This window comes from Psychrobacter sp. NPDC078409, assembly GCF_050268505.1.
In the GTDB taxonomy this organism is placed as follows: domain Bacteria; phylum Pseudomonadota; class Gammaproteobacteria; order Pseudomonadales; family Moraxellaceae; genus Psychrobacter.
Map to the genome: position 1 here is coordinate 37,849 of NZ_JBNNGW010000002.1, position 14,831 is coordinate 52,679.

The 14,831-nt window shown below is 43.1% G+C and carries 13 protein-coding genes; 10 read left to right on the top strand and 3 right to left on the bottom strand.

What is annotated here, in order from left to right:
• Positions 1-92: 92 nt before the first annotated feature.
• Positions 93-1,193, bottom strand: a complete 1,101-nt coding sequence (hppD, locus tag ACQKC9_RS03310) for a 4-hydroxyphenylpyruvate dioxygenase (RefSeq protein WP_427620495.1) — start codon at positions 1,191-1,193, stop codon at positions 93-95.
• Between the two features lie 178 nt (positions 1,194-1,371).
• Between hppD and ACQKC9_RS03315 the strand changes: the two genes are divergently transcribed.
• The 4 genes from ACQKC9_RS03315 to ACQKC9_RS03330 all read left to right on the top strand — a co-directional run bounded on the left by ACQKC9_RS03315 (position 1,372) and on the right by ACQKC9_RS03330 (position 6,049).
• Positions 1,372-2,319 (top strand): LysR family transcriptional regulator, encoded by a 948-nt coding sequence (locus ACQKC9_RS03315; RefSeq protein ID WP_427620496.1) that lies wholly within the window; start codon positions 1,372-1,374, stop codon positions 2,317-2,319.
• A 157-nt stretch (positions 2,320-2,476) separates the two neighbouring features.
• Positions 2,477-3,673, top strand: a complete 1,197-nt coding sequence (locus tag ACQKC9_RS03320; RefSeq protein WP_191115225.1) for an aromatic amino acid transaminase — start codon at positions 2,477-2,479, stop codon at positions 3,671-3,673.
• 325 nt (positions 3,674-3,998) lie between these two features.
• Positions 3,999-5,300 carry a fumarylacetoacetase gene (gene fahA / locus ACQKC9_RS03325; RefSeq protein ID WP_427620497.1) on the top strand — a complete coding sequence of 434 codons (1,302 nt, stop codon included), beginning with the start codon at positions 3,999-4,001 and terminating at the stop codon, positions 5,298-5,300.
• A 173-nt stretch (positions 5,301-5,473) separates the two neighbouring features.
• On the top strand, positions 5,474-6,049 hold the full coding sequence (locus ACQKC9_RS03330; protein WP_179797180.1) for a VOC family protein: 576 nt from the start codon (positions 5,474-5,476) through the stop codon (positions 6,047-6,049).
• Positions 6,050-6,099: 50 nt separating this feature from the next.
• Here the strand turns inward: ACQKC9_RS03330 and ACQKC9_RS03335 are convergent, their stop codons facing one another.
• On the bottom strand, positions 6,100-6,957 hold the full coding sequence (locus tag ACQKC9_RS03335; protein ID WP_427620498.1) for an IclR family transcriptional regulator: 858 nt from the start codon (positions 6,955-6,957) through the stop codon (positions 6,100-6,102).
• Positions 6,958-7,133: 176 nt separating this feature from the next.
• Here ACQKC9_RS03335 and maiA point away from each other — a divergent pair, with 176 nt between their 5' ends.
• The 5 genes from maiA to ACQKC9_RS03360 all read left to right on the top strand — a co-directional run bounded on the left by maiA (position 7,134) and on the right by ACQKC9_RS03360 (position 12,171).
• Positions 7,134-7,781, top strand: a complete 648-nt coding sequence (maiA, locus tag ACQKC9_RS03340; RefSeq protein WP_427620920.1) for a maleylacetoacetate isomerase — start codon at positions 7,134-7,136, stop codon at positions 7,779-7,781.
• Between the two features lie 160 nt (positions 7,782-7,941).
• Positions 7,942-9,438, top strand: coding sequence for a DUF4331 domain-containing protein (locus tag ACQKC9_RS03345; RefSeq protein ID WP_427620499.1), 1,497 nt, complete (start codon positions 7,942-7,944; stop codon positions 9,436-9,438).
• A gap of 27 nt (positions 9,439-9,465) precedes the next feature.
• The gene (locus ACQKC9_RS03350) at positions 9,466-9,735 is read left to right on the top strand and encodes a hypothetical protein (RefSeq protein ID WP_057759868.1); all 270 of its coding nucleotides are present in this window, start codon (positions 9,466-9,468) and stop codon (positions 9,733-9,735) included.
• A 76-nt stretch (positions 9,736-9,811) separates the two neighbouring features.
• The gene (locus ACQKC9_RS03355) at positions 9,812-11,041 is read left to right on the top strand and encodes a tetratricopeptide repeat protein (RefSeq protein ID WP_427620500.1); all 1,230 of its coding nucleotides are present in this window, start codon (positions 9,812-9,814) and stop codon (positions 11,039-11,041) included.
• A complete protein-coding gene (locus tag ACQKC9_RS03360; RefSeq protein WP_427620501.1) occupies positions 11,038-12,171 on the top strand; it encodes a HupE/UreJ family protein in 1,134 nt (377 codons plus the stop codon). Before ACQKC9_RS03355 ends, ACQKC9_RS03360 begins: the two co-directional genes overlap by 4 nt.
• A gap of 65 nt (positions 12,172-12,236) precedes the next feature.
• On the opposite strand, the gene ACQKC9_RS03365 is transcribed toward ACQKC9_RS03360, so the two are convergent.
• Positions 12,237-13,283: an energy transducer TonB gene (locus ACQKC9_RS03365; protein ID WP_427620502.1), complete on the bottom strand. Its 1,047-nt coding sequence runs from the start codon at positions 13,281-13,283 to the stop codon at positions 12,237-12,239.
• A 358-nt stretch (positions 13,284-13,641) separates the two neighbouring features.
• On the opposite strand from ACQKC9_RS03365, the gene ACQKC9_RS03370 reads away from it, so the two are divergent.
• Entirely contained in the window at positions 13,642-14,820 is a 1,179-nt protein-coding gene (locus tag ACQKC9_RS03370; RefSeq protein ID WP_427620503.1) for a hypothetical protein, read from the top strand.
• The last annotated feature ends 11 nt before the right edge of the window (positions 14,821-14,831 follow it).

Consider the following 14,831-nt stretch of genomic DNA (forward strand, 5'->3'; position numbering starts at 1 on the left):
CAATATGCTTTTAGGTAGTACTCCTATTAAGGACAACACAAACTCCTTTTGTCTTGTCCATTGGTTAAATGTGGTCTAAGCGTTAGGTAGCTTTATAGCGTTTCAGTCTCTGGCTGACCGACTGTGCCGCGACGTACTTGGTCGCGCTCTATCGATTCAAACAACGCTTTAAAGTTACCTTCACCAAAGCCATCTGCATAATCGCCTTTACGCTGAATAAACTCAAAGAAAACTGGGCTACCCAGAATAGTTTCAGAGAAAATCTGTAGTAGCAGACGCGGTGCACCGCCTTCTGTCGTACCGTCCAACAAGATACCGCGCGTTTGCAAGTCGGCGACATTTTCACCATGGTTTGGTAAGCGCTCGCTCAGCATTTCATAGTAAGCATCGTTTGGTGCGGTCATAAGTGGAATACCAGCCGCTTTTAGCTTATCGATACTGGCAAACAAATCATCACTGGCTAGAGCAATATGCTGAATACCTTCACCATTGAAATGCATTAGGTACTCTTCGATTTGACCACCGCCCTGTTTGGCTTCTTCATTCAGTGGAATACGGATTTTGCCATCAGGTGCGGTCATGGCTTTACTAGTTAATCCTGTGTACTCACCTTTGATATCAAAGTAACGAATCTCGCGGAAATTAAAGATACGCTCATAGAATTTTGCCCAGTACGCCATGCGTCCACGATAGACGTTGTGCGTTAGATGATCGATAACTTTGAAGCCATAGCCGACAGGGTTTCTGTCGATATCTGCAAAGAACTCAAAGTCGACGTCATAGATAGATTCCCCATCTTTATAACGGTCAATTAAATAGATTAGTGAGCCGCCGATGCCTTTGATAGCTGGCAATCTAAGCTCCATCACCCCAGTTGGCACGTCTACTGGCTGCGCGCCCATTTCAACCGCACGCTCATACGCTTTTTTGGCATCTTTTACCCGAAAGCCCATGCTACAAGCACCTGCGCCATGCTCTTCAACGAAATAACTGGCTTGGCTTTTTGGTTCGCGGTTTAGGATAAGGTTGATATCGCCTTGGCGATATAGCGCAACGTCTTTCGAGCGATGATTGGCGACATGGGCAAAACCAAGCTGCTTAAACAATGCGTCGACTGCATCAGGTTGCGGAGAAGCAAACTCGACAAAATCAAATCCATTTAGTCCCATTGGGTTGTCAAATAAATCTGCCATTGTAATTATCCTTAATTTCAATTGGTAATAGAAAATCGATGAGTAGTAAAAGTCGATTAATAGTAAAAGTCTATAAAACGATTAATAATCAATCTTTATTGTTGACGTTGTATTTATATTAGATTAGCTTTATTTATAAGACTAATTGTTTTTTATGATTTATTTATCAGGTTTACTTATGAATATCAGCATTCGCCAATTGACCGCATTTATCAAAGTCGCTGACAACGGCAGCTTTACTCGTGCCAGCGAACAGATGTATTTGACTCAATCTGCTGTTAGTGGATTGATTAAGGAATTAGAGACTGGCCTCGGTATCGTGCTGTTTGATCGCACCACTCGCCAGTTGTCTCTGTCAGCAGTAGGACGGCATCTACTACCACAAGCGCGGCGTATCTTGAATGAGATGCAGCTGTTTGAAAATGAAGCGAGTAGCTTGACCAGCTTGGCCCAAGGTCAGGTACGCTTGGCGGTGTCACAGTTTGCGGCGTCTTCCCTACCCGCTGTCATCGCTCAATTTGCCAAAGAATATCCAAATATTGGCGTCTCACTATTGGACTGCTCAGCCGAAAATTTACTTAAGCATATCCAAGATATCGAAGTCGATTTAGGCGTTGGCACCGAGCTTGGTTTTATAGAAACTGAAGATGACATTGGGGCTGACCTGTTGTATCAGCTACCTTTTTGCGTGGTTATGCCAGACAATCATGCGTTGGCACAAAGAGATGAAATTACTTGGCAAGATTTATTAGAAACGCCGCTGATTACTTTACAAGGTCCGTTCCTAGATCAAGTAACCGCAGAACTCGACGACTCTATCTCCGCTCATGTGCAACAAGCCCGCTACAAGGTGAACTTTATGTCCACCGCGCTTGAGATGACGCGGCAAGGCTTCGGCACTACCTTATGCCTACCCTACATGCCTGAAGTTATTGATTGGGTCAGCGCCAATGGTCTGCTGATGCGACCACTCACACAACCAGTCAAAATGCGGCAATTCTTTATCTATCAGCGAGCCTCACGGGCGCTCTCTCCGGCGACCATTGCTTTTAAGCAGTTCTTGCAAACCTATTTTGCGACTCATTATAACGACCTACATCACTCTGACTCATCGTCTAGCGAATGACGTATAGCATGTCAAATGCGCTTGATAGATGGATAAACAATCTATTTGGCTATTTATTTTATTAATTGCCGTATATAACCCACTCTCGTGTTGAGTTCAGCCGCGATTTGCTCTATGATTTTCGGCTGCTCGATTTATATTTTTATAAGGAAATGGCATGTTTGAACGTATCGATTATTACGCTGGTGATCCAATCTTAGGTCTTATGGAAAAATACTCAGCAGATAGCAATCCTAACAAGGTCAATTTAGGTATTGGTATTTATTATGATGAGAATGGCGTATTGCCTGTACTCGACTGTGTAAAAACAGCCGAAGAGCGTATTGCTGATCCTATCGCACCGCGTCCATACTTACCAATGGCAGGTCTACCAGGCCACCGTAAAGGCTGTCAGGAATTACTGTTTGGTAAAGACGCTCAGATTTTAAAAGATGGCTTGGTCGCTACTATCGCTACAATCGGTGGTTCTGGCGCGTTGAAAGTTGGTGCTGAGTTTATCCATGACTGGTTCCCACAAGCTAAATGCTATGTGAGCGATCCGACATGGGGCAACCATATCGCTATCTTTGAAGGCTCTGATGTAGAAGTCGGTAAATACCCGTACTACGATAAAGCCAACAGCAGCATCAAATTTGATGAAATGATTGCGTTTTTTGAAACATTGAACAAAAATGACGTCATTTTGCTACACCCATGCTGCCACAACCCAACTGGTATGGATTTGACCCAAGCGCAATGGGATACCGTACTCAACGTCGTGAAGGCGCGTGAGCTGATTCCATTCATGGACATCGCTTATCAAGGGTTTGGCGAAGACATGGACAGCGACGCTTACGCTATTCGTAAAGCGGTTGAGATGGGCTTGCCATTGTTTGTCAGCAACTCATTCTCTAAAAACTTATCGCTATATGGCGAGCGTGTCGGTGGCCTATCAGTCGTCTGCCCAACCGTAGACGAAACCGAGCGCGTATTCGGTCAGCTAAACGCAACTGTACGCCGTATTTACTCAAGCCCACCGTCACATGGTGGACGTGTGGTCGATATCGTCATGAACGATGAAGCCCTACATGAGCAATGGGTTGGCGAAGTTTATGCCATGCGCGACCGTATCAAAGCCATGCGCCTAAAGCTAAAATCGGTATTAGAAGCTAAAATCCCTAACCGTAACTTTGACTACATCACTCGTCAAAACGGTATGTTTAGCTTTACTGGTCTCACGCCTGAGCAAGTCGAGCGCCTACAGACCGAGTTTGGTATCTATATGGTTTCTAACTCACGTATGTGTGTGGCTGGCCTAAATACTAGTAACATCGACTATGTGGCCAATGCCATGGCAGACGTCCTAAAAGATTAATTAGTCCAAGTTACTTAACATGTTACTCAATATGTAACTTGATAAAAAATAAACGCGGATAAGAAAGGCTGAGCGATTGCTCGGCCTTTTTTTGTGCCTAGCATTTAATCAAAATTATTTCGTCAAAATTATTTTATTAAAATCATCTAGTCAGAACCGTTTAGCTAAAACCCTTTAGTCAAAACAACGACAACCACTTTTCAAAGCAGCCTTTTCACAAAAGACGTTGCATAAAAAACTTGCAATCCATATATCAATAAATTACATTATACGTAAGTAATTAATTATAACGTAATTCGTAATTTATATTAGCAAGGAGCAAATTATGTCAACGACTGACAGCACCCTCATCTCTTTTATCGATATCGCTGCTGACTCTGACTTTTCTATTCACAATCTCCCTTATGGCATATTTAGCGAAACTAAAGACGCTGCTAGTGATAACAAGCGCCGTGCAGGCGTTGCCATCGGTGAGCATGTGCTCGATTTGTCTGTATTAGAGGCAGAAGGACTATTAAGTTTGGATGGTGGTCCTTATTTTAGCCAATCCACGCTAAATGCTTTTATTGATTCAGGTCGAGAAAATTGGACGCAGGCACGCACAACCATTCAGACACTGCTGTCTAATGACCATGATACGTTACGTGACAATGCAGACTTGCAAAAAAAGGCGCTGTTTAAGCAGGCAGACGTCACCATGCATTTGCCAGTGCAAGTACCGGGATTTACCGATTTCTATTCATCGAAAGAGCACGCGACCAACGTCGGCACCATGTTCCGCGATCCAAACAACGCCCTCCTGCCTAACTGGACCGAAATGCCAGTTGGTTATAACGGACGCGCCAGTACCGTCATCGCCAGTGGAACTGATATCGTACGTCCATCTGGTCAGCTAAAGCCTAGCCCTGATGAGCGTCCTATCTTCTCAGCCTGTAAGCGCTTGGATTTTGAGCTAGAAACTGCCTTTGTCGTTGGTAAAGGCAATCATATCGGTCAGCCAATCGCCGTAGATGATGCCGCTGATCATATTTTTGGCATGGTGTTGCTCAATGACTGGTCAGCACGAGATATCCAAAAGTGGGAATACGTGCCTTTAGGTCCATTTAATGCCAAGACCTTTGCCTCTGAGGTGTCTCCTTGGATTGTCACTATGGATGCATTGGCACCGTTTAAAACAGCTTGTCCAACACAAGAACCCAAGCCGCTTGCATATCTAAACGAAAAATCGAGCGACAACAGCTTTGACATCAATCTATCGGTTGAGTTACTACCTGAAAATGCGCAAACAGCGACCGTCATTTGCGAGACCAACTTTAAATACATGTACTGGTCAATGGCACAGCAGCTCACCCACCACACCATCACTGGCTGCAAAGTTGAAGTCGGTGACATGATGGGTTCAGGTACGATCTCAGGGCCAACGCCTGACTCTTATGGCTCAATGCTAGAGATTGCTTGGAACGCTACCAAACCAGTCGTGCTAAAAGGTGGCGAGACGCGCAGCTTTATTGAAGATGGTGACACAGTCATCATGAAAGGCTATAGCGAAAAAGACGGCATTCGTGTTGGCTTTGGTGAAGTACGCGGCAAAGTATTACCAGCGCTGAGCTTTGATTTTGACAAGTAGTATTTGAAAAGTAATGACTGATAAATAGTATTTAAAAATAACATAGACAGAGAAATAGCAAAATAGGCGTGAAAATTCTCATGCAGGCTGATAGGAAGACAAACGCATTCACCTACTCATCGTTATGTGAATACAGCCAAATGAGTGACGCGCCTTATCAAAAGGAGTTTGATATGAGCTTTCAAATTGAGAAAATTCATCATGTGGCTTACCGCTGCAAAGATGCCAAAGAAACCGTTGAATGGTATAAAAAAAATCTAAACATGGATTTTATTTTAGCATTCGCAGAAGACCATGTGCCTTCGACAAAAGCCTTTGACCCCTATATGCACGTCTTTTTGGACGCTGGTAATGGCAATGTCTTAGCATTTTTCGAAGTACCCAATCAACCTGAGATGGGCTTTGATCCAAATACCCCAAGCTGGGTGCAGCACTTAGCGCTAAAGGTTAAGGACCGTGACGAGCTAATCGTTGCCAAAGAGCATTTAGAAAATGCCGGCATTGATGTCATTGGCGTGACCAATCACGGTATATTCCACTCGATTTATTTCTTTGATCCCAATGGTCATCGTCTAGAGCTGACCTATGATGATCCAACCTCAGAAGACAAAGTATCGATGATTACAGATGCCATCAAGCAAGACATGCTAGATGAGTGGTCTCGTACCAAACGCGCCCCAGCACATACACAGTTTTTGCATAGTGATGAGTTGGCTGAAGCACGCGAAGTTGCTCCTGTCGGCGAGTGACACAGAACATTAGAATATTTTTAGAAATAAGCTCTCTAAAGATATTTTAATTATGCAATTTGATAACGCTGTGCTATCGCTAGTATTTGCTTAACCACGTTATGTTGCTCGCTCATCGGTAACTGCTCTGTTGTTCCAATGATAGTGATAGCATATTCTAGCGGTAAATCTTCACTATCAGTTTTGTCACTACTCATGGATAGTTTAGCAGCACTATTGGCAAGCTGTGGCAATATAACAGGTATCGTAATGGCATTAATACCCATAAGCATATCGCCCGTCACTGTCGCATAGCCTTGAGTACGTATTTTAGCTTGTAGCTGGGTAAAGTGCTGCCATTTCTCGGTCATATCTACGGCGGTATTACTCGTATGCCACTCAGCTGTGACCAATGGCTGGATAACGGTGTCAGGTTGATAACTGGCAAATAACTGCCCTGTAGCCGATGTCGTCAGCGGCATACGTGAGCCAATGCGAGTAATGATACTAATCGGACTGTCTGGCTCAACGGACTGAATGATAATAGGGCCTTCGCTAAACCATTTGGCGATTTGCACACCGCAATTTAAGGTGTCTTTGATTTCGTTAGCCACTTGCGTGAGACGTGCCAAAAGATTGTTTTGGTTGAGTCCAGTATGTCCTAGTGATGCCAATGCATTGACTCTATCGCCAAGCCCATAGCGCCCATCATCAAGCTTACGCGCATAGTTTTTGCGGATGAGACTGACCAAGTAACGATGGGATTTTGCTGGGTGCATTTGCATGGATTCAGCGATATCCTTTAGCATCATAGGCTCATTGCGGTCGATCAGCACATCGAGTATCGACAGCCCAATCTCAAGCGACTGGACCCCACTTTGGTTTTTACTGCTGATAGAACTGTCTACAAGGGTTTTGTCTGCTGGCATGATTTGCTCGATTCTGGTGTGCTTGGTTATTTTTAATGATGGTTTGTTTGCTAATGGTTTTTTCAATAAGGGTTTGTTCAATAATGACTTACTCGATCAAATACCAGTGAGATACAGATCTTACTTCATAATATTTATCTTTATAAAAACACATCTACATAAGGACATGAATCATGATGACACTTTATGGCTACTTTCGTAGTAGCACGTCTTACCGTACTCGTATCGCTATAAATCTAAAAGGCTTAGATTACGATGATATCACGATCAATCTGGCACAGAATGAACAGTTAGAATCTGCCTTTAAAGCAATTAATCCACAAGGATTAGTGCCTGTCCTACAAGCTGACGATTTATTATTATATCAAAGTCCAGCTATCTTGGAGTGGTTAGAAGAGGTCTACCCTGAGCACGCACTATTACCTAACGATGCTGCTGGGCGTATGCAAGTACGCGCACTGAGCGCCATGATTGGTTGCGACATCCATCCAATTAATAATCGCCGCATTTTACAGTACCTACGCAATGAGCTGTCAGTAAATGAGGAAGATGTGATTGCATGGTGCAATCGCTGGATCAGTGAAGGTTTTTCCGCTTTAGAAACACGTTTGGCGGCGGATAACAATCGCGGACAGTTCTGCTATGGTGATAGTCCTACTCTCGCAGATTGTTATTTGATTCCACAAGTCTCTTCTGCTCGCCGCTTTAAAGTAGACTTGAGTGCTTATCCCAATATCGTCGCTATTGATACTCATTGCCGTACACTAGAAGCATTTGCAGATGCCGATCCTATGATGCAGCCTGATGCACCGAAAAGTTTATAATTATCAACATATTAAAACGGATAAAAGCGTAGACACAATACAGCAAACAAGTGTATAGTTAAAACCGACTTAATAAAGACATTACTTAGTTAATTGATATTTACAAACAATGTCGAGTCTTGGCCGTCCCATCATTTAAAGTTTCTTTACAAGGATCCGTATGAAATATACCACAAAGGCTCTAATAGCAGCGATAACACTGTGCATGAGTGCAAGTGCTGTTGCGTCAAGTCACCGTGAAGCCCCTTCTATTACCAAAACCCCAAAAGTCGATGCTTCTGACTTTTATATGTTCAATAGTTACGAAAATAACCGGGCAGATTACGTTACGATTATTGCTAACTACTTACCGCTGCAAGACGCTTATGGTGGACCCAATTATTTTGCTTTAGATCCAGATGCGCTCTATGAGATTCATGTTGATAATAACGGTGATGCTGTTGAAGATATTACTTTCCAATTTGATTTCACTCAAGAGCTAAACAGCATTGAAATTGACTCAGATGGTGATCCATCAACGCCAAACGTTGCCATTCCTTTGTCTAACGCTGGTGATGCGTCTAACTCTGCTAATGTACAAACGAGTGAGAGCTATAACGTAACAATGGTCAAAGGCGACCGCCGCAGTGGTTCACGTACTTCACTAGGTAATTTTGATAAACCATTTGACTATATTGGTACCAAATCTTTTGCAGATTACCCTACTTACGCGCGCAGCTTCATTAAACCTTTGAACTTAGGTAGCTGTGGTCAGGGTAGAGTTTTTGTCGGTCAACGTGCTGAAGGTTTTGCTATTGATCTAGGTAAAGTGTTTGACTTAGTTAACCTAAATCCGCTAGGTGCCCGTGATGCTGGGACTAACGTGTTGGCAGGGAAAAATGTTACCTCGATTGCAATGGAAGTACCGAAAGCTTGCCTCGTCAATAGTACAAGTAAAGATCCTGTCATCGGTGCTTGGACAACGGCCAGCGTGCGTCAAGCGACCTTGGTCAATGGCAATCCTGCTTCAGGCATTAGTACAACTGCCAAAAAAGGCGGTGCATGGACACAGGTTTCTAGACTTGGTATGCCACTAGTCAATGAAGTGGTTATTGGTCTCAAAGACAAGGACAAATTTAATGCCTCAGAGCCGAAAGACGACGTCGCAAAATTCGCACCTTATGTCTTTTATCCTACGCTCCCAGCATTGATTGAAACTTTGTATCCAAGCGCACCTGCACCGACAAACTTCCCGCGTCAAGATTTAGTAACCGCATTTTTGACAGGGGTTCCTACTGTCAACAAACCTGCCAACCCAAATATGGTGCCGTCAGATATGCTGCGCCTAAATACCAACATAGCAGCAGTCGCAGCTGCCAATCAAAACGACTTGGGTGTGATTAGCATCATTGACGCTCAGAACGATGGTCGCCCAAGCACTGCTAACGATATAGCAGGTTTTCCGAATGGTAGACGACCAGGTGATGATGTCACTGATATTGCTTTGAGAGTATCAATGGGCGCTTTATGTCATGCTGGCCTACCAGCTGATGCAACTTGTGTTCCTGAAGATGCAAAAGCTGGCAAAGCGCTTCTTACTGATGGTGCGCTTAAACCAGCTACCGAGTTTGACTCAGTATTTCCTTATCTAACCACCCCTACACCAGGTAGCCGATAAGCTGAATATAACCCAAGGAGAAATACTATGCGCTATATAATATTAGCCGTATTGATCACTGGATCAGCTGCGCTTTCTGGTTGTTTCAATGATAATGATAGCTCATCCGATTTAGCTAAGAGTGATGTTGCAGTAGACCAAGCCAAAGCTGAACTAGCTGTTGACAGAACTTCTGATGTAATTGATGCCAGTAATAATTTAGATACCGATGAGCCTCAAGATATCGATCGAATTATACTGCCTGAGGCCAATTTGGCAGAGCCCGTTGTGGTGACAGACGCCAACGCCTCGCTTTAATGTGATGTGAGATAAATCCAGCACCTAATCAGCTTTCTGATTGGGTGTTTATTTATGTTCTGAGCCGAGAAATTTTATGCATTGGATTCAATTTTATATCAAATCACTCTTGCTATTACTCATTAGCATACAACTTATTCATGCTACCCCTTTTGTACCAAATGATGATCAACAAGTCCTTGCGATACTACCCGAAGATTCTTCACCGCCGCGCTATACAAGCTCAGCTGACTTTTCCTCTGATATGAATGAAAACTCTTTGGCGCAGACCAGCGAATTATTAGAGCGTGCCTATCTACAAGGAGATCCACGTGCATTAGGACAGGCGCGCGCGCAGTTAGATTTAACCAAAGATCAAAGTACAGAAACTTTGATGTTGCAAGCAAGGGCGCTTCAATCAGATCATAAGTTTGACGAAGCAAAAGAGGTACTGAGACAGATATTAAGTCGAGAGGCGGATCATCCAGATGCTTTATTGACTCTCTCATCCCTACTGGTCGTTCAAGGTCAGTTTTCGGAAGCCATGAGTTATTGCAAAAAACTTAATGATCCTGCATTACGTGTTTATGCATTGGCCTGTGAAGCGCAAGTAAAAAGTATGACGGGGAAGCTTGAAGCAGCAAAACAGACCCTTAAGGGACTTGCTGCTCTAGCACCTGGCCTAGATGCATCAACTGCACGCTGGATCTACCTGATCCAAGCAGATGCAGCATTACGCAGTGAAGACACTGCTCTATCCACTCAAGTTTTTGATGTGATGGATAATCAGACGGTGCCTGCACTTATGGCCCGAACAGACTGGCTACTAAGTATTGGTGAGTATCAGCGAGTACGCACACTTCTCCAGACACACACTGATAAAGATGCTCTACTCCTACGCCTTATCACTGCTCAAATCAAATTAGGCGATCCTCAAGCACAGAAAAACTTGGCCTTGATGAAAGAGCGTATTGATGTATGGCAAATACGTCAAGAAAATGCTCATATGCGAGAACAGGCAACTTATGCTCTGTTATCTAAGCAAGTAGACTTGGCGCTTCAATTGGCTAAAGACAACTGGCAGCAGCAACGCGAAACAGCTGATATTGTTTTATATGCAACAGCAGCTATCGAAGCTGGCAGCCAAGAAGATATCAAGCTGATACGTCAATTTATGACAGAAACAAAGTTTGAATATTCAGCGCTTGAACAGGCATTACGCTTGGGTAAAATCAATGGTTGTCTGCATTGCAGCGCTGATCATACACAAAACTTAACCACCCAAACATCAGGTGCGCAAATGATGAATAAGGACACCCCTTTATGAGCGCATCAAAAAAAAGCCTTTGGCATCAAACCTATCGTTACGTAATGCTGCTCTCTCTGCTACTGACAGCCACTTTCGTACAGGCGCACGAATCTAGTACAGCATACCTAAACCTGTCTACCAATGAAGAGCGTGCCGTAAGCGCTGAATATGAGATCTCACTTCGCGATCTAGCATTACTGATAGAGATAGATCCAAATAAAGACAGCCAAGTTAATTGGGCCGAAGTAAAATCACAAACAGCTCTAATAGAGCAACTAATAACATCCAAGATAAGGTTAGAAGGTGATGCACAACAGTGTCAAATAACCGAGTTCTCACCATTGGCTATTAACACGCGCGGCGGCTTCAACTATTTGTATACAAGTTTTGAGCTAAAATGCGAGCAACCCGTCGATAGTCTTGATTACCAAATATTGACAGGTATCGATGCCAATCATCGATTAATTCTAACGCAGGCTAGTGACGATACGCCATTGCAAGTACTGACTGTAGGGCAGCATTCTATAGGCTCAGAGGCGAACAATGGATGGATGTCTACAGTAGCTAATTTTCTTAAAAGTGGTATACATCATCTATTGATTGGTTGGGATCACTTGCTGTTTTTGTTTGTGTTACTCATTCCTGCTGTATACATGCGTAAAGAGAAAACATTATTAGCCGTTCCTAAACCAAAAGCTGCCTTACTCGAAGTGTTTTGGATTGCGACGTCATTCACACTTGCTCATTCTATTACGTTGACGCTAGCAGCCCTACAAATTATCAGTATACCTGCCCGCTTTATTGAGTCTGTTATTGCGCTATCTATCGCCTTTGCCGCGCTTAACAACTTAGTGCCGATGCTGAGAGTGAGAGCAATCTATCTGGCATTTGTTTTTGGGCTGATTCATGGTTTCGGTTTTGCCAATGTATTAGTAGACTTACCGCTTGCCACAAGTGAACGCGTTTTGGCGTTACTGAGTTTCAATATCGGTATTGAGTTAGGGCAGCTAGTGTTTATCATTGCGGTATTCCCTATCGCATTACTGCTACGTCATACCCAATTTTATAAATGGATAATCTTTTATATAGGTTCGCTGATCAGCATTTTGATAGCACTGTGGTGGTTTTTTGAACGAGCCATTCAATAAAGTGACGACTAGCGATACAATGCAAAATATTAAAAAATATAAATGAGTATTTTTAAATCATTCACTCAAGGCCTCTCATAGACCAGTGACATAGGAACGATGGCATCGACGACGTTGCCATCGTTTTTTAATGGGTTCAATTGCCCTGCCCTAACTTGAGTGGTCGCTATCGCATCAATAATTGGGCTACCTGATGACTCCAGTAATTGCACCTCAGTAATTGCACCTTCTTTATTGACGTGCAACTCGAGCATAACGATAAAGACATCTCCTAGGCTCGTATTGACACTGCGCCATACAAGTGATGGAACACTTGTCGTAGGTTCCCCTTCTTCCTGCCAACTGCCATAATCCGCTTTAAACACTGTTTCTACAGTATTGTCCATTTCATTATCTAGCTCAGCTTGGTCACTATTTTGCTTTTCTGCTTGATCAGCAGCTAACGTAAGCATCTTTTCAATTGCCTCACTAGCCGCTTGTGCTTGCCAGCGATCCTTTTCAACCTGTTCTTTACTAGCCTGTTTTGTGGCTTGGCGCTTCTGTATGGCCTGTTCACGATTGAATTGAGCTGTCACTGCTCGAATCATAGCAGATAGATCGTCTTCGTTTTCATTGTTATTATCAGATGAATGAGCAACTTTTCTTGATTCTACTATTGTCAGACTTTGGACTGATGACGCAGCGTTGATAGTAGGTTTAGTATCTGTATATGTTTTAGGTAGTGTTTTATTTTCTGCTGGGACGGATGCTTTCTCTTTTGGATTTACTGGATTTACTGGATTTACTGGATTTACTGGATTTACTGGATTTGATACTACTGAAGGTTCCATTACTGGTGCAAGTTCGATTTCCTCTATCGGCTTCACTAACGTCTTATCAGGTATTAAGGCTTTGGAAGGTAAAGGTTGTGACCGAGAATCTTTGCTAAGCGTTTTTTCAGATGGCGATGGCAGTGTGATCAGCTCTAGCTGAATAGCTTTTGGTGTAATTTTTGTCTCAAGCGGTTTTGGGCTATCCACAGATATCATCGCCCACACAGTGATACCGTGCAATATGATGACAGCAACGGTCACCCAAGTAGTAATAAGACGAGTAAAGAGGTTTGGTATCATTATACCTCTTAGAATACTCATTAAAAACAACCCTGTATATGAGTTTATCTAATTAATATTTATGCACTGTACATATAATCTATACAGTCGCTGACACCTTAACGTAATTACTTAAAACGTAATTACTCAAATTGTAGTGCTAGAGGGTCTACTAACTGCCAAGATTATTGTCAACATTTTAATAAACACACCATTTATTCAATTTTTACAATATAATTTTTAATATATTCATATTAACAGTTGTATGGTGGGCGGCTGTTGGTTATTCTTTATATAAGCATTTGTCATCGCTCAAATTTGTACTTTATCAGCTGTAGAAAAAAGTACTGTCTTATTCATCACAATAAGGTTGAACAATATGAATGATATATCCTCAGCAGAGATAACCACCCTACCATCCGATGCAGCAAACAAGATTTATGCATCAGCAATCATGTTTAGAGATGAAACAGAAAGCGCTAGAAAAATTGCACCCGTGGTAGTCAATAAACTTTCAGAATTTGCATTGTTTAGAATGGGGCTGCCTAAATCATTAGGAGGATGGGCAGGAAACCCAATAGAAACGCTAAAAACTTATGAGACGTTGGCCAGTGCTGAGGCCTCCGTTGCTTGGATCGTTTGGAACAACCATTTGGCCTGTACATTCGGTCGATTTTTGGACGAGTCCAGTATGAAAGAAGTATACAGTGACCCCTCTCATATTTATGCCAATTCCGCACGTCCTGAGGGCGTGGCACAAACAGTAGATAATGGCTACATGGTATCAGGACAATGGACACTCGTCTCTGGATGCCAATTGGCTGACTGGTTTGTGCTCCGTTGTCTTGTTATCTCCGAAGGCTCTCCTACGACCCTTGGTCCAGGTGCAAATTTAAAGCTATTTTTTATTCCCAAGAAAGACGTAAAAATCATTGATACGTGGGATGTGGGCGGCCTAAATGGCACAGGTAGCCATGATATAATTGTTAAAGACGCTTTTGTCAAAGAGGCTTATGTAGTTGACTTTGACAGTTCTGTGGCTGTCGATACTGCCTACAGTCGACTGCCTATTGGTTGTATCAATGCTGCTGGCTGTGCAGCTATGGCGCTAGGCGTATTAAAAGCCGCTATGGATGACTTGGTTGATATGTGCCTTGAGAGAGTAACGCCTGGTAAGAGTCCAGATCTACGCGACCGTGCAACGGTACAGGCTACCATTGCTAAGAGTAAAACAGTACTGGCATCAAAACGCACCCAACTGCATTATAGTGTCGAGGTCCTATGGGAAGAATCTCAGCAGAAGAACACCTTTACTGATATACAGCTTGCCGATGTGTGGGCAGCGTCTTGTGAAGCCGCAAGAGAAGCTCGCGAGATGGTATCTGAAATTTACGCAGTCGCAGGTACGGCTTCCCTATATAAAAAGCACAAGATAGAAAGAGCACATAGAGATATTCATGCGATTTTGCAGCATGGCATTATTCAACCTCACTGGATGAATCAAGCAGGTATGGCCTATGTTGGACTGAAACCGAATGGTGCAATGTTCAGAATATAGAAGCACTTTAA